Source organism: Hahella sp. HN01 (assembly GCF_018986435.1).
Lineage (GTDB): Bacteria > Pseudomonadota > Gammaproteobacteria > Pseudomonadales > Oleiphilaceae > Hahella.
The window spans coordinates 225,381-240,553 of record NZ_JAHMIN010000006.1 but is presented as its reverse complement, the minus strand read 5'-3'; the positions used below and the strand labels follow the sequence as shown (position 1 = coordinate 240,553).

General features: G+C 53.3%; 14 protein-coding genes. 6 read left to right on the top strand and 8 right to left on the bottom strand.

Going from position 1 to position 15,173, the window contains the following annotated elements; all coding sequences use genetic code 11:
• Window positions 1-194 precede the first annotated feature (194 nt).
• On the top strand, window positions 195-947 hold the full coding sequence (locus KP814_RS08475) for a phosphatase PAP2 family protein (RefSeq protein WP_216736363.1): 753 nt from the start codon (window positions 195-197) through the stop codon (window positions 945-947).
• 67 nt (window positions 948-1,014) lie between these two features.
• Here the strand turns inward: KP814_RS08475 and KP814_RS08470 are convergent, their stop codons facing one another.
• Window positions 1,015-2,739: a potassium/proton antiporter gene (locus tag KP814_RS08470; protein ID WP_216736362.1), complete on the bottom strand. Its 1,725-nt coding sequence runs from the start codon at window positions 2,737-2,739 to the stop codon at window positions 1,015-1,017.
• 268 nt (window positions 2,740-3,007) lie between these two features.
• On the opposite strand from KP814_RS08470, the gene KP814_RS08465 reads away from it, so the two are divergent.
• Entirely contained in the window at window positions 3,008-5,284 is a 2,277-nt protein-coding gene (locus KP814_RS08465) for a pyridoxal-dependent decarboxylase (RefSeq protein ID WP_216736361.1), read from the top strand.
• Window positions 5,285-5,486: 202 nt separating this feature from the next.
• Here KP814_RS08465 and KP814_RS08460 read toward each other — a convergent pair whose 3' ends face one another.
• On the bottom strand, window positions 5,487-6,788 hold the full coding sequence (locus KP814_RS08460) for a sensor domain-containing diguanylate cyclase (RefSeq protein ID WP_216736360.1): 1,302 nt from the start codon (window positions 6,786-6,788) through the stop codon (window positions 5,487-5,489).
• A 164-nt stretch (window positions 6,789-6,952) separates the two neighbouring features.
• The gene (locus tag KP814_RS08455; protein WP_216736359.1) at window positions 6,953-7,951 is read right to left on the bottom strand and encodes a GlxA family transcriptional regulator; all 999 of its coding nucleotides are present in this window, start codon (window positions 7,949-7,951) and stop codon (window positions 6,953-6,955) included.
• A 303-nt stretch (window positions 7,952-8,254) separates the two neighbouring features.
• Between KP814_RS08455 and KP814_RS08450 the strand changes: the two genes are divergently transcribed.
• Window positions 8,255-8,836 (top strand): thioesterase family protein, encoded by a 582-nt coding sequence (locus tag KP814_RS08450; RefSeq protein ID WP_216736358.1) that lies wholly within the window; start codon window positions 8,255-8,257, stop codon window positions 8,834-8,836.
• A 262-nt stretch (window positions 8,837-9,098) separates the two neighbouring features.
• A complete protein-coding gene (locus KP814_RS08445; RefSeq protein ID WP_216736357.1) occupies window positions 9,099-9,497 on the top strand; it encodes a hypothetical protein in 399 nt (132 codons plus the stop codon).
• Between the two features lie 251 nt (window positions 9,498-9,748).
• Here the strand turns inward: KP814_RS08445 and map are convergent, their stop codons facing one another.
• Entirely contained in the window at window positions 9,749-10,504 is a 756-nt protein-coding gene (gene map, locus KP814_RS08440) for a type I methionyl aminopeptidase (protein WP_216736356.1), read from the bottom strand.
• A 169-nt stretch (window positions 10,505-10,673) separates the two neighbouring features.
• Here map and KP814_RS08435 point away from each other — a divergent pair, with 169 nt between their 5' ends.
• Entirely contained in the window at window positions 10,674-11,786 is a 1,113-nt protein-coding gene (locus KP814_RS08435) for a leucine-rich repeat domain-containing protein (RefSeq protein ID WP_216736355.1), read from the top strand.
• Window positions 11,787-11,804: 18 nt separating this feature from the next.
• Here KP814_RS08435 and KP814_RS08430 read toward each other — a convergent pair whose 3' ends face one another.
• From KP814_RS08430 to KP814_RS08415, 4 genes are all read right to left on the bottom strand, one after another.
• The gene (locus KP814_RS08430) at window positions 11,805-12,467 is read right to left on the bottom strand and encodes a VOC family protein (protein ID WP_216736354.1); all 663 of its coding nucleotides are present in this window, start codon (window positions 12,465-12,467) and stop codon (window positions 11,805-11,807) included.
• A 35-nt stretch (window positions 12,468-12,502) separates the two neighbouring features.
• Entirely contained in the window at window positions 12,503-12,796 is a 294-nt protein-coding gene (locus KP814_RS08425) for a hypothetical protein (protein WP_216736353.1), read from the bottom strand.
• A 114-nt stretch (window positions 12,797-12,910) separates the two neighbouring features.
• Window positions 12,911-13,153 (bottom strand): hypothetical protein, encoded by a 243-nt coding sequence (locus tag KP814_RS08420; RefSeq protein WP_216736352.1) that lies wholly within the window; start codon window positions 13,151-13,153, stop codon window positions 12,911-12,913.
• Between the two features lie 40 nt (window positions 13,154-13,193).
• Window positions 13,194-13,463: a hypothetical protein gene (locus tag KP814_RS08415; protein WP_216736351.1), complete on the bottom strand. Its 270-nt coding sequence runs from the start codon at window positions 13,461-13,463 to the stop codon at window positions 13,194-13,196.
• A 562-nt stretch (window positions 13,464-14,025) separates the two neighbouring features.
• Here KP814_RS08415 and KP814_RS08410 point away from each other — a divergent pair.
• Window positions 14,026-15,165 (top strand): efflux RND transporter periplasmic adaptor subunit, encoded by a 1,140-nt coding sequence (locus tag KP814_RS08410; RefSeq protein WP_216736350.1) that lies wholly within the window; start codon window positions 14,026-14,028, stop codon window positions 15,163-15,165.
• Window positions 15,166-15,173: the final 8 nt, after the last annotated feature.

Below are 15,173 nucleotides of genomic sequence, written 5' to 3'. Positions count from 1 at the left end.
CGGTTAACGTCACACGCCGATTAGTAGATGACAGCCTCATCCTAATCAGGCGGGGAGCAACCAATTATCAACGTGACATCAAGCAAACATCAAAGTTGGAGACTCTTGATCATTGCTTGATATTTTCTTGAGACTTGCTTGGTCCGCCCTTTCCTAGAATGCTTCATACAAGCTGTTAGACGGACGATACGATTTTGAAAAACTGGCAAGACGATTCAACGGATTTTTATCGAACTCACTTCTGGTATCCGCTCCTGGCTTTTCTGGCTCTGATAATGCTGATCAACGACCTGCATCTGGATTTGTCACTGGCGGATGCAATCTATAGCTGGGAGGGACATCAATGGTTTTTACGGGACGCCTGGGTCACCAGCGACCTCCTGCACAACGACGGGCGACGTCTGGTCGCCGTTATGGCCGTCGTGCTGTTGGCGTTGCTGTCAGGCTCCTTCTTCGTGCGACGACTCCGCCCCTATCGACGCGCCCTGGTCTATCTGTTTGCGAGTGTGGCGATTTCCCTGCTCAGCGTCTCCCTGCTCAAACGCCTCACCCAGGTAAACTGCCCCTGGGATTTGCTGCGCTACGGCGGCGCGATCTCCTTTGACGCCGCCAGCCAGGATGGACAATGTTTCCCCGCCGGCCACGCCAGCGGCGGCTACGCCTGGATCGGCCTTTACTTTGTCGCGCTGGTTCACTTGCCTCGTTGGCGCTTCAGGGCGCTGGGGTTTGCGTTAGCCCTGGGGGCAAGCTTCGGCGTCGCGCAACAACTGCGAGGCGCTCACTTTATTTCCCACGATATCTGGACCCTCGCTATCTGCTGGTTCGTCGCTTTGGGCGGCTACCGCCTGGCGTTCCCTCATAGTGTCGCCGTCACGTCGTCTGTTTCATCACCGCAAAAAGCGGCATGGCCGAGATTACAGGCGGCGTCTAAACTTGCAGAGGAATAGTGTTGCTCTGATTCCGGCCAGAAATCAGAAAGGCTGTTGAAATCTACTCAGGCATAGTATGGGCGGATCAGTTCCGCCCCAGCTTCAGCCCGATCGCGGTGATTACGCCTTCTTTGACCTCCTTCACCACAAACTGCACGGGTCCGAGTTGGACCCGGTCCCCCACCACCGGCTTGCCGTGAAATTGAGTGAGCACAAAGTCGGCGACGCTTAGCGCGCTATCTTTATCCCGCACGTCAAAACAATACAGCTGCGCCAGATCCGCCAGCCTGGCGTCGGGGTTGATGGCGAACTCGCCGAAAAACAGACTGGTCTCCAAATTGAGCGGCTGTTCCGGGGCGAAGAACCGCCCCAAAGCGCTACTGCTTCCCTCTGTCGCCAGCGCCATCACATAATCATCTACCGCCAACTTTTGCTCCGCCGGCGCCGCCAACAGGACGCCCAGACGCATCACGCCAACCAACTGCGCGCCTTCCGCCATTGGCAGTTGCTTGCCTTGTATTCCCAGGGCGCGGCAGCTCGGCGTCACCTGATACAGTAATAGTTCTTTGTCCTGAGAGTCGGGAATTTTCAGAGTCAGATGCTCCGGTTCCCGCACCGGCGGCGGCAGCTCCACGCGCAGCCATCGGGCGATGGGCGCAATGGTCCAGCCTTGCAGAATCAACGAAATCAGCACGACGAAGAACACCAGGTCAAAGTAGATGCGGGTTTGCTCCAGCCCCGCCAAAGAAGGAAACAGCGCAAGAATGATCGGCACTGCGCCGCGCAGCCCGCACCAACTGATAAAGACCTGCTCTCGCCACGGGAAGTGGAAAGGCGCCAGAGACAACAACACCGCCAGAGGCCGGGCGAAAAAGATCAGCACGAAGGCGATGGCGATCGCCGGCGCGATAATCGACGTCATTTTGCTGGGTGTAATCAACAGTCCCAGCATCAAAAACATGATGATCTGACTCAGCCAGGCCAGCCCGTCATGGAAGCGATGGATATCCCCGCCATAAGGCAGCGATTTGGAGCCGATCATCACGCCCACAATATAGATCGCAAGAAAGCCGCTGCCGCCCATTAAGTTGGTCACGCCGAACAGACTCAGCGCGCCGGTCAACGCCAACAACGGATACAGCGAGGCGGACAACTGCAAACGACTCAGCAGCCACGACAACAGATAGCCGCCCGCACCCCCCGCCGCGAGTCCCAGGCCCATTTGAATCGCCAGCTCGCTCAACAGGGACCAGCCGGGATTGCCCGTGGGCGCGCTTATTAACTGCACCAGGGTGATGGTCAGAAATATCGCCATTGGATCATTGGAGCCGGACTCGATTTCCAACGTGGCGCCGGTGCGCTCTTTCAACTCCAGTCCCGCGCTACGCAGCAGGCCGAACACCGCCGCCGCATCCGTGGAGCCGACAATGGCGCCGATCAGCAGGCCTTCCTGCCAAGTCAGGTCGAGAATCCAGTGGGCGGCCAGCCCGGTCAAACCCGCGGTCACCAGAACGCCTACGGTGGCCAGCGACAACGCCGGGCGCAGACTGACGCGGAAAGTATCCTGGCGCGCGCCCAGGCCGCCGTCGAAAATGATCACCGCCAACGCCAGGTTGCCCACCAGAAACGCCAGTCCGAAGTCGTCGAACTTAATGCCTCCGGGTCCGTCCTCCCCCGCCAGCATGCCCAGCACCAGGAACACCAATAACAATGGCGCTCCAAGTCGACGCGACAGCACGCTTGTGAACACGCACAGCAACGCCAGTAAAGCGCTGCCAAAAATAAACTGATAAGTGGTTTCGATCGTCATCCGTTAGTCAATCCGCCGCCTGTCTCGCGCCATTCCCCGCTCCCGTCAAAACCGGACGTACAGCGCCGCTTAGGCCTGCGCCGCCACCTTGTTTTCTCCGGTTGCTAATTCCCCTGACTGTACTAAGATAGCCATCTCGCGACCGCTGTCTCTGAGTGGACGATTTCACGCCGTACTGATCAAGCTTGTTTCTGATTAGGAAACACCCGCCTTAAATATCGCGATTCCCCAACATTGCATGTAAAGCACAATAAACGGAGATCCCGTAATGGAAATGACTTCCCCAAGAAGGAAATTTGTCTCACGCGATGTTCTAAAACAAGTTAAATCCCATTTAAAACAAGGCCTAGTCAGTGCGCCCCTATTGGACGACACCTCTATCGCCGGCTGGTTTATGGGCACAAAAGGCGAAAATCTTGACGTAGTGAAGAAGTTATTGAGCGCCGTCGTCGAGAAAACCCTGGAAGGACGCACCAATCAGTTTCCGGAAGATCCCGGATATATCACAGATAAAGTGAAGTCTTCCGATGCCTACGTGCAGGCGCTGCAGAATATCGAGCAGCGCAGCGACGACCTGCTCAGCCTGTTGACGCAATACTCCGTGCCCTTCTCCAGCCTGCGCTATCAGGGGCATATGACCTGGGACATCACGTTGCCGGCGATTATCGGCTACCTGTCCGGCATGTTGCAAAACCAGAATAACGTCACGCCGCAGGCGGCGCCGGCGACCACATTGCTGGAAATCGTCGCGGCCAATGACGTGGCGCAAATGGCCGGCTTCAACGTGCGTCCGCTGGAGAATGACAGTGAGTCCACCGTGCCTCGCTCCTGGTCGCATATCACCAGCGGCGGCACGGTCGCCAACATCGAAAGCGTGTGGGCCGCCCGTGAACTCAAGTACATGCCTCTGGGCATTAAATACGCGCTGGAGGACGGACAGCCCTACGCCTCCATCCGCAGCAGCCTCACCCTGTCTGACGGCCAGCGGGTCGCCGACGCCAGCGCCTGGCGTCTGCTCAACCTGATGCAGGACGACGCGTTGAATCTGCCAGGCAAGATAGCGAGTTTGCTCAAGGTGGACGAAGCGACCGTCTGGAAAACCCTGGGAGAAAACTACTCTCTCAACGCCAGAGGCATGACCTTCTTCCAGAACAAATACCTGGCGGCGGAAAACATCAAAGCGCCAGCGATCATTGTGCCCTCCACCAAGCATTACTCCTGGGTGAAGTCAGCCGCCGTGCTCGGCCTGGGCGGCGGTCAGAAAGGCCTGACCGAAGCACAGATGACGGACATCAACGTGATTGGCGACGACGCCGTGTTGAATGTTTATGTGGACGAAGAAGGCAGAGTGAAAACCGATCTGCTGCAGACCGTATTGAACACCTGTAAGCAGAACAAAAAGCCCATCCTGCTGAACGTCGCTGTCTTCGGCTCCACCGAAGAAGGCGCCGTGGACCCGGTGGAAAAAATACTGCAGATCCGCGAGGACTTCCGTCGCGATGCAGAACCCTTCGAGTATGCAGTGCATACCGACGGCGCCTGGGGCGGCTATTTCATGGCCTGTATTCGCAAGCCATTTGAGATGGGTTCCGAGCCGCAGCAGGGCAATTTGCCGACGGATCAGTTCGACAACAGCGACTCCTGGTTCCGCCAGTCCGTCTACGACAGCATGGCTCATGTCCACCGTTGCGACAGCGCCACGATCGATCCACACAAAATGGGCTACATCCCCTACCCGGCGGGCAGTCTGACTTACCGCAACGAGAAGATCATCAACTTGCTCAGCTTCAGCGCGCCTTATATCAGTTCCGAAGGCGACAGCGACAGCATCAACACCCGCAATATCGGCGAGTCCGGTCTGGAAGGCTCCAAGCCCGGCGCGGCGGCCACCGCGGTTTACCTCAGCCATCAGACTATTCGTCCAGACAAGCGCGGTTATGGCCATATCATCAACCAGAGCATGTTGAACTCGAAGTTGTTCTACCTGTATCTGGCCACCATGGACATCGCCTTCCCGGACGACAAGTTCGATCTGGCGCTGCTGAACCCGATGCCCAAGGATCAGGAAATGCAGCGTAAAGCTATCGCGGAAATGTTGTGGAAACGTCAGGTCTCCAAGCGTGACCTGCTGCAACACCGGGAAATCAGCGCGTTCCTGCGTAAAGTCTCCGGCGACCAGAATATCGTGGACTATGTGTTCGTCGATAAGAATGACCGCTCAGTCGAGCGGACGCTGCAGCTGAACAACGCTCTGTTCGACAAGCTCAGCGTGCCGCCAGGACAACCTGTCTCCCCAGACCAGGTGTTCGTATCGATGACCACGTTCAATCGGGATGATTACGGCGACGACTTCATGAACGCCCTCGGCGAGCGTCTGTTTGAAAATCCCCAGCAAGTGAACGCGATTCCCTGTATCCGTTCCGTCATCCTGGACCCATGGGCGATCTATACCCATGAGCATGACCAAATGGGACTGTACAACTTCTTTACGGATATCTTTTTGCCGAAACTGAGAAAAGAAGTGAACCTCTTGTGCAGTCAATAACGTCTATCGACGCAACGGAAGTTGTGTCGTAGATGAATAGAGTGTTCGAGACAGATGCTATGCAGTAATCAAGTGTAATTGCTGTATTTTTCACGCGGCCGCGCCTTCCCGGCCGCGTGTTTTTTGAACCGCCCGTCTTCTTTCAATTACAGCCCGCTTTCTCTCAATTGCGGCCCGCCTTTTCTTGCAATTACTGCAATTTTTACGCGTAACCGTAATTATTCTTGCCCTGACGTTTGATCTGATACATCGCCGCGTCCGCATTGCGCAGCAGCGCTTCCGGGTCGTCTCCGTTATGAGGAAACGACGCCACGCCAATGCTGGCGCCGATATACACTTCCACTTCGCTGCCGTCGTTTGACGTCACGGTCACCGGCATGGAGAGCGTCTTGATGATTTGATGGGCGACTACGCCGGCATGCTCGCGCTGCTGCAGGTCCGGGATCAACACGATAAATTCATCGCCGCCGATTCTGCCCACGGTGTCCGAGGCGCGTACGGAGGATTGCAGTCGCACCGCCACTTCCTTCAACAGACAATCGCCGGCGTCATGGCCATGCTGGTCATTCACCGCCTTGAAGCCGTCCAGATCGATAAATAACAGCGCCGCGATGGCCTCGTTGCGCCTGGCGACGGCGATCATGCGGTCGAGGCGGTCCTTGCACAAACGCACCGTAGGCACGCCAGTCAGCGCATCGTAGTGGGCCAGCTTTTTCAGTTCCGCCTTGGCTCTTTCCGACTCATCCAGCGCCTGCTGCAAAGCGCTGATATCGTATTCGGACACCAGTATCACGTATTCGCCGCTCACCGGATGCCGGCTGGCGCGCATATCCAGAGTATGCTTGCGAACACCGCGCCGGGTGATCATCAAATGATCCTGCGAACTGTCCAGCAGCGCCTGCCCCTGTCGCAACCTTTCTCTACCTTCTTGCAGATCATGAAAACGGCTTTCGAACACGGATACGCCCGCCGGTGCGTCATCTCTCACCGCATATCCGTAGAGTTCGGTGGCGATGGGATTTTCAAACAGCGGCTGTCCTTCCAGGGAGAAGCTGGTCACCGCAACCGAGGTGTAATGAATCGCTTCCGCGAACAGGCATTGCTCCGGGTTGTCCCCCGAAGGGCCGCCGTCGGAAATAAAGGCGATGGTGCCGCGATGGCGCTCAGGCCCCAATAACACCGCTTTGTGGCGAATGTGCAGGCGTGTGGGTTGCTCGTTGGGATAAGCGGTCCAGGGATCAACGGACACGCCTTCCAACGCCGCCTTTTCGAAGGTCTGCTGCATGCGGCGTCGCGCGCTGGCGGTATCCCCCGACATATCCTTGTCAATCACCTGCTGGACATTATCCAGGCCCCAGAACGCCACGCCCGCCGCATTGGCCCACCAGAAAGCGTGCACATCCAGATCCAGAATGAAAATGACGTCAGGGTGCAAGTCAAACAAAGCAACGTCAGCGTGAGACGCCAGCACCGGCAAACGATTCAAATCCACGGTTTTATACAAAGGACCCTCCTTCCGGCCGCCAGCGACCAGGGCTCAGCGTCTCAATTTCGTAGTGAAAGTCCAAGATCCCTGTCCGCTCATCCCTGTGACTGACTATGTATAAGAATTGGTCAGAATTCGCCGAACTTCCAGTGGCTGTAGTCGGATCACGGCTCTTACGAAGGTTATGCGCAGTTGGTCCGTCCCCCTGGAGGCGGAACCTGAAACTTCTTGCGATAGCTGCTGGGCGTCGTCCCTACCCGTTCACTGAACAGACGACGAAAGGAGTTACTGTCCTCATACCCGACTTCAAAGGTAATGCTTTCAATGCTCATGCGAGTGGTTTCGATCAGCCTTTTCGCGTTCTCAATGCGTAAGTTCTGCAAATAGTTGATCGGAGTTTGCCCGGTGGCGTCCTTGAAGCGCCGTTTGAAGTTACGCACGCCGAAGCCGAATTGTTTGGTCAGCTCTTCAATATTGATAGCGCTGGCGTAATGGTGATCCAGCCAGTCCTGAACTTTGAGTATTTCCCTGTCTTCATGATTCTTGTTGAAGGACAGCATCACATAGGGCGTTTGCTCTCTGCGGGTGGTGTCAATGAGCAGTTTTTTGGAGCACTCAGCGGCGATCTCCGGAGCCGCATAGCGACGAATGATATGAAGCAGCAGGTCGATGGCGGCGGAAGCCCCGCCTGAACAGATGATGCGGTTATCCTCAGTAATGATGTGCTGCTTGCTTACTTTCACTTTGGGATAGCGTTGGGCGAATGCGTTGACGTAATACCAGTGGGTGGTCGCCGCCATGTCATCCAGTAAGCCCGACTCCGCCAGTAAAAAAGCGCCCGTGCAAATCGTGGCGATAGCCGCCTGCTCTGCAAACCGCGCTCTGAGCCAGGGGGCGAAGTCCTTAAAGGTCGGCAGCGCCGGCTTTAGGTTGAATAAGAACCCCGGAATGACGATCAGGTCTGTGCCTGTAATCTGCTCTAACGAGACATTCGGCGTCAGCGTGAGGCCGCCTGAACAGGAGACAGGGTGACCATTCAGCGAGGCGGTCTGAATATTGAAAAGAGGCTCCTGCGACCGATTCCGATAAGCATGAAACTGATTCGCGCACGCCAGTGTTTCCAAGGTAATCGCAATACTGGCGGATGAGCATTGGTTCACCATCAGAACAGTTACATGCATACCATCCTCTTATTTATCAAATCACTACAGATCATATTTAATTTTATTTTGAGATATTTCGGCCTGCAAAAGCGTTTGTCAGCCATTACTCAAACAGCATTATTAGCGCTATTTGCGCACTGACGCAACGCTGTCGTCAAGGGCTTGGGCCTCACTTGTTAATCATTTCAAAAATATGGAGAGAGCTACCGCCATTTGCGCTTTTCGCATGAAAAATGTCATTTCTGCATGTATCGCCAAAAACCATCTCCCACTATCGTAGCTATCGACCGGCAGCCCTTTTATTCCCGATGGAGTTAGACAATGAATTTGTGGTTTCGTCTGATTAAAGCGTTATTCATGGCAATGCTGAGAAAGCCTGCGCAACCGTTCGATACGACCGTAGTTAAGATGCGCGTCTGGCCCAATGACCTGGACCTCAACCTTCATGTCAACAACGGGCGCTACTTCACCATGGCGGATGTTGGGCGCATAGATTACATACTGCGCAGCGGCGTCGGCAAAGTCGCGCTGAAACACCGGGCGCTGCCGATCGTCGCGGAAGCAACCGCCAAATTCCGCAAGGAACTCAGGCTTTTCGAACGTTTCGAGATACATTCCCGTCTGGTGGGCTGGGATGATAAGTGGTCCTATATGGAGCATCGCTTTGTTCGCAAAGGTCGCGTGGCGGGCGTCGTGTTCATGCGTGGATTCTTCAAAGGGGCGCAAGGCGCCATAAAACCGGAAGACCTGGCCGAATATCTGGGCGTACCGTCCATGTCTCCCCTTTTACCTGAATGGGTCACCATCTGGGCGGAAAGCTGCGACGGCCTGACAGAATCCATCCGCCTGGAAGAATCAATCGCCGCCACACAGGAACAGCCCGTATACGCATCCCATTCTTAATCGGCGGCAGATGGCCGGCATATAAATCTGTGAATGAGACCCTGTACGTTGGAAAAGCGCAGCGCCTTCCAACGTTCCGGACAATAGAAGGCCCCGGGGCGCCCTGTCATAGAGCATCCGCCCAATACATTAACAACTTCCCATTGTGTTATCGTTCAACGTCGATTGTCGGATGGCGCCTTGCTTATCCGACTTACCTTCTTACAACCGTTCTTACACAGTTAGCCAGGCTCAATCGGATACCTTTCGCGCGAAGTTTTATATGATTAAATTCAAATGTAACGTTCAAACAATGATCGTTAGCGGAGTCCTGGCGATCTGCTGCGCCAGCTCAAACGCCACGCCTCAATCTTCACGTCAGATGCATGTCATCGAAGCTTTCGCAATCTGTGAAATTTACAATCCTGAATACTGGGATTTAAAAAATATCGACTTTACTGAGTACAACAATGCTTTGAGCGAGAAGCTTAACAAGGCCATTTTGACGGACGAGTTGCGTGAAAAGCTCTCGGAAATCGTTGAGTTAAGTTATGGCGACTTCAAAAAACATTACGGTGGCAACATCCATCAGTTTAATAAAGCAAAAATCCGGGAAGTGCTGAACGATCCCTCGTGGGACTGCCCGGATATGGATCTGCATCCTTACCTGCAGCTGGATTGATTCGTAACCCGTTGGGGGGGGCAGAACCTAAATATACGAATGAGTGTCGGTAGGTTGGAAAAGCGCAGCGCCTTCCAACACGCCAAATCAGCAGATCACGTTTTGCTTTTTGTCGCCAACTATGGGGCAATGTCCCGTAGCTTAAACGCATTCCCCTGAGCTAATTGTGACGCCCACGTTGGATGGCGCTTTGCTTATCCAACCTACGGTTAGAAAGTTCGGAGAGTCACAACCGTGAGGCAAAAAAGGCGCTAAGCGCTATGTGGCAAGGTCACCAATATGGGCTGGCCGTTGGTGATCACCATTGTATGTTCAAACTGGGCGGATAAATTCCCTGCGGCGCCAACCAGGGTCCAGCCGTCGCGGGCTTCCGTTACGTGTTTGCTCTTGGTGGACAGGAAGGGCTCGATGGTGATGACCAGCCCTTTGTGCAAGCGCCGTTCTTCGCGAGGATCGTAATAGCCCAGAATCTCCTTCGGGTCTTCGTGCAGACTGCGCCCTACGCCATGACTGCACAGATTTCTGATAATTTTGAAGCCTTTGTCTTTGGCGACTTTCTGGATTTCCTTGCCGATGACATTCAGATTCTCCCCCGCCCGCGCTTTCGCTGCGGCGTTGCGCAACGCCAACTTGGTCGCGTGTAACAACCGGTCTTTTTGCGGCGTGGATGGCGGCACGATAAAAGTGCCCCCTGTGTCCGCGAAATAACCGTTCTTTTCGCCCGAAACATCAATATTAACGATATCTCCAGGACGAATAACGCGATCGCCAGGAATGCCGTGCGCCGCCTCTTCGTTCACGCTAATGCAGGTGTAACCGGGAAAGTTATAGGAGAGTAACGGAGCCGATTGAGCCTCATATTTTTCAAACAACGCCTTGCCAATGGCGTCCAGCTCTGAGGTCGTCATCCCCGGTTCGGTGCGCGCTATCATCTCCTGCAAAATCGTCGCGACAATGCCGCCGATATGTTTCAGGTGTAGTAAATCTTGCTCTGTTTCTATGGTCATCAACCGGGTCCTCAGGTATGTGGCTTATCTCGCACTCATATCAAAAGTCATTGAAAAGATAAACAAATTAGACGTTTTTCTTATATAGTTCGCCACCAATGCGCTAGTTTTGAAATGATAAAGGCTTTTCCCGCATTCTATACTTGCAGGCCGGCCGCAGGGGTTAGACGTGATCAATAGCAGTGAAAATTACCAGAGAGCATTCGAGTTTCTAAGAGACTATGTTCCTGATAATCAGCCGCCAAACCTTCCCAATGCACTTGGAGAGCTTAAACAGCTTTCCGAGCTTTATCTGTCGGATCGAATGCTGGAGGAGCTATCCCCCGCCATCAGCGCTTTTCAAAACTTAGAGCGACTCAGCCTGTCCGGTAATCAACTTCAACAATTGCCAGAAACGATAGGTAGGTTATCCAGACTCAATCATCTGTATTTGGATAATAACAAACTAACAAGCCTGCCATCTTCCATCGGAAGTCTATCTCGGCTAAAAAGCCTGACGCTCCTGAACAACAGGCTGGAAAGCCTGCCAGAAGATATAGGTGATCTGGCGGAGCTTGAGCTTCTCTCCCTGAGTCAGAACGCCCTTAGTGCGCTCCCCAACAAAATAGGCGGGCTGTCCAAATTGAGCCAGCTGTACTTACATAACAACCGCCTGGTAGCGCTGCCCGAAACTATTGGGCGCATGCATTCACTCAGCACGCTGGAGCTGAACGACAACAAACTGGAGCTTTTTCCTCAGAGTATTGAAAACCTGTCCTCATTAAGTTCTCTATCTCTGATTGGCAACCTATTCAGATCTGTTCCTGGGGTGCTTTTGCAACTGGAAAAGCTGGCCTATCTATCTATGGATATCAGCTGTATCACCATCTCGACAGACCTGCCCGGCAATGTCACTCATTTATGCCTCAGTCTTGACACGGATAACATAGACCAAGCGCTACGATGCCTGGAAAAATTCGCTGGCGTTAGATCTCTAGCGCTGAAAACCCATAATATGGAGACACTGCCGCCGGCGATTGGGCTACTGAAGAATATGCCTAACCTTGCGGAATTAGACCTAAGCTTCAACAAACTCAAGAAAGTACCTCCAGAAATTGGGGAGATTACTCAGTTAAAGCGCCTGCACCTGAATGACAACCAGCTCACCGAAGCGCCATCAGAAATTCTGAATCTGAAGCAGCTGGAAGAAATAAACCTTTACAGCAACAATATCCCTGAAGAACAACAACGAAAGCTGTGCGATCAGCTGGACGCCGAACTGGGGATCATATTGTTTGATTAAGCCCCGCCGTCGCTTCTATCACCACCGAAACACCAACGGCAAATGAGGCCGGAAGTCGTGATGCTTTCCCTCTTTTTCGTGATCAAAGCCTATTTCCAATAGGCTCTCATCCGCCGTCGACATCTCAAATCCGCCCGCAGTGGTCGCCAGAATGGCGGCGTCGGAGGGCGTTTCTCTATTGGGGGATGTTACGCAAACACGCGTGATTTCTCTGAAACCGGTGGCGTGCGTTAGTGGTTGTGCGCGCTCTGGGGCGGCTTGGTCTGGTCTGCCGGCAAACTCCAGGTAAAACCACATGGGCTCGCTTAATGGCGATTTCCCGACTTCCACGCGCAGGGTTTCCGGCAGATATTGAGGTCGATAATCCCAGCTTTTGAATGGCGCAGGGCTTCGCTCCTTGCCTGTCTCAGGTCGAAAGCAAAAGCCAAATGGCGAAACGGCAGCGCCTCTTTGGGTCAGCCTTTCCAGCAGCATCGTCGGCCGAGTCAGCGCACTGTCAGCTTCTTCAGGATCGTTTAAATACAACAACTCGATAAAAGCGTTGTGGAAGAAAAAACGACGATTAGCCGTACCCTGACCAGGGTGAGTATTCGCGGAGCCTTCCGTCAAACCAAAGGCGGTCAACAAATCCCCTTCCGGAGCTTCTTCCGATACGCAGATAAAAATATGGTCCAATTCCATGGTGATACTCTTCGTTGTATGAAAGTTCTGGACGCTTAGTTAGCCGGCTCTTCCTTACGCGCACGGAACGGAAACCAGCTCGCCAGCTTTCTAATTCCGTGGATAATGGCGAAATAGCCCAGATACTGTCCGAGTATTCCTACAGTAATCAATGACCAGCTAGAGTCAAGAACGCCTTCCATTAGCGAAATAAATAACCCTCCTGGCGCTAAAAAGATAACAAGAAAAGTGAAAGAGCCATGCGCCATTGCATAGCTGAAATAGCCTGCAAAAAGGGTGATTGGAATACAGATTAGCGCCCACAGGGCGGATTTATGGACATCCTTCATTCTTCGGTCCTATCAATATGGCAGGATAGCGTTATAAAACTTTTTGAGGGGGACCGCCCATACATCTTTGTTTTGTATGGGCATCCACAAGAAGTTCAATTGACTTAAAAACATCTATTCAAGTTCAGAAAGCTCTTGTCTGATCTCATCAACTAACGATAAAAACGCGTCAAGAGGGAATTTCATAGCAGGCGGCTTGTCCAAAAGCCATTGTTCGTGGAAAAACTCTATTTCCACGTGTTCAATGCCTTTATCCCTATTTATTTGGCAGAGTATTTGGCCACCATACGAAATTTCAGCAGTCAAAAGGTTGTATTTTGTGTCGCTAAAATAGTCAACGCTAAACGTATCGTTCATGATCGTTTCTTTTAAAGCCAAATCCATCTATAAAGATTCATCAAGGAACTATTCCTATAGTATCAATTCCATCAACCTTGAAAACCACCACGTCCGTAGTCTTTATGGAATATATAACCTCAACATCAGCGCCTTTTGGCGGTTCGTCAAATCTCTTCGATAGCGCTTTCACAGTATGCTGTATCCCATCCAGGAAGCCATTGTCTCGAGCCACCTGCTCTTTGCGCGCCAGCTCATCCATGACGAAAGGATAGATAATTGAGCAGGTCATTAACGCGCCTACAACAGCGCCTATCAAATACGTTTTCATTGATCACCGTGGCAGTGCAAAAGACGACCTTTTCGAGGACGCATGTCTTAAACCCTAAAAACTCATTTGTAGGGGAGCCGTAATGGTTTACAAAGGCTGAATTCATAATTTGAGACCGTTCCCCAGCTTCCGTTTCTGGCATATTTAACCAGTCATCCACTGCCGCAAAAACACCCAGCCCGGACTCCCCCCCTCGCGAAACTTAGCTAGTTATATCGTAAAAGCGCATTAGGCGCTCCCTACTTAGTAACTTTTCCCCTGCAGCTGTTACTTAATAGGGTGAAATTCTATTAATCGCCCTCTTGCAATTATCACAATAACTTGATTTCCTTAGCATATTCTCAATTAAAATTTTTTCATTTCACTTTGTCGAAAATCGCGTTCGCCGTTCGACAAGGTGTAAATCCCCACTCTATTCCAGGCTTCCACTTGCCTGCCGGAGTCCATTAATGACAGCCGGGACACAGGGATTTGACAGGTTTATGATCATATTTTCACCACTTTGCTGGCTATTTGGCGAATGTGATCCAACGCTTTAACTCACTTTGCAGAGGAAGTGCATATGCTTAAAAAGCTCCTATGGGTGTTCGCTGGCCTAGTCGTCGTGGCGCTCATCGTTGGAGGGATCATCCAGGTCAAGATGCAGCAGTTCGACACCATGGGGGCCGCCGCCGCGCAGATGACCATGCCGCCGACGCCGGTCAACACCTATACCGTCGAACAGTCGCAATGGCGACCGCGCGTCTCCCTGGTGGGCTCCGTCAAACCTGTACAAGGAACGGTGATCAACACGGAAATTGATGGGACGGTGAAAGAAATCAAATTCTCCGCCGGCGCAGACGTGAAAGCCGGCGATGTTCTGGTCCTGTTCGATGACCAGATCGAACGCGCCGAGTTACGGGAGGCTGAAGTGGCCCTTGACCGCGCCCAGTTAAGCCTGACCCGCGCCAAAGAACTGAGCAAAACGCGCAATATCTCCCAGCTCGAATTCGACAACGCGGAGAACGACGTGAAACAGGCGCAAGCGCGGCTGAACTACAATCGCGCCGTGATCGCCAAGAAAACCTTGCGCGCCCCCTTCGACGGCAAACTGGGGATTCGCCAGATCAGCGTCGGCCAGTTCCTGGACAGGGGTACGCCCGTCGTGTCCCTGCAAGCGTTGAATCCGGTGTATGTGGAGTTTTCGCTGTCGCAGCGTCGTCTGGGCGAGCTGGCGGAAGGTTTGAAAGTGGAAGTCGTCACCGACGCCTACCCGGAGCAGAAGTTTGTCGGCAAAATCACCGCGTTCAATCCTGACGTCGACCCCAACACCCGTAACGTCCGAGTGCAGGCGACCCTGGACAATCCCGAAGGCAAACTGCGTCCGGGCATGTTCGTGGCGATTGAGATGATTCTGGCGCAGGCGCGCGACGTGCTGTTTATCCCCTCTACGGCAGTGTTGCACGGCCCTTACGGCTCTTCCGTCTATATCGTCGATGAAGGCGAAGCCAAAGACGGCGGCGATGCGCCGCTGGTATTGCGGCAACAACTGGTGCGGTTGGGAGAAACCCAGGGCGACTTCGTCATCGTGGTCGAAGGCGTGAAATCCGGCGACCGTGTGGTGTCCACCGGTTCATTCAAGTTGATGCCCGGCATGTCCGTGCTCATCGACAACAAATTGGCGCCGGATTTCAAACTTAATCCGCAACCCAAGAACACCTGACAGGGCCG

Excerpts from the sequence above, each read along its gene's own strand:
- KP814_RS08470 (WP_216736362.1), bottom strand. The coding sequence starts at position 2,739 with ATGACGATCGAAACCACTTATCAGTTTATTTTTGGCAGCGCTTTACTG.
- KP814_RS08465 (WP_216736361.1), top strand. The coding sequence starts at position 3,008 with ATGGAAATGACTTCCCCAAGAAGGAAATTTGTCTCACGCGATGTTCTA.
- KP814_RS08455 (WP_216736359.1), bottom strand. The coding sequence starts at position 7,951 with ATGCATGTAACTGTTCTGATGGTGAACCAATGCTCATCCGCCAGTATT.
- KP814_RS08450 (WP_216736358.1), top strand. The coding sequence starts at position 8,255 with ATGAATTTGTGGTTTCGTCTGATTAAAGCGTTATTCATGGCAATGCTG.
- KP814_RS08445 (WP_216736357.1), top strand. The coding sequence starts at position 9,099 with ATGATTAAATTCAAATGTAACGTTCAAACAATGATCGTTAGCGGAGTC.
- map (WP_216736356.1), bottom strand. The coding sequence starts at position 10,504 with ATGACCATAGAAACAGAGCAAGATTTACTACACCTGAAACATATCGGC.
- KP814_RS08430 (WP_216736354.1), bottom strand. The coding sequence starts at position 12,467 with ATGGAATTGGACCATATTTTTATCTGCGTATCGGAAGAAGCTCCGGAA.
- KP814_RS08425 (WP_216736353.1), bottom strand. The coding sequence starts at position 12,796 with ATGAAGGATGTCCATAAATCCGCCCTGTGGGCGCTAATCTGTATTCCA.
- KP814_RS08420 (WP_216736352.1), bottom strand. The coding sequence starts at position 13,153 with ATGAACGATACGTTTAGCGTTGACTATTTTAGCGACACAAAATACAAC.
- KP814_RS08415 (WP_216736351.1), bottom strand. The coding sequence starts at position 13,463 with ATGAAAACGTATTTGATAGGCGCTGTTGTAGGCGCGTTAATGACCTGC.
- KP814_RS08410 (WP_216736350.1), top strand. The coding sequence starts at position 14,026 with ATGCTTAAAAAGCTCCTATGGGTGTTCGCTGGCCTAGTCGTCGTGGCG.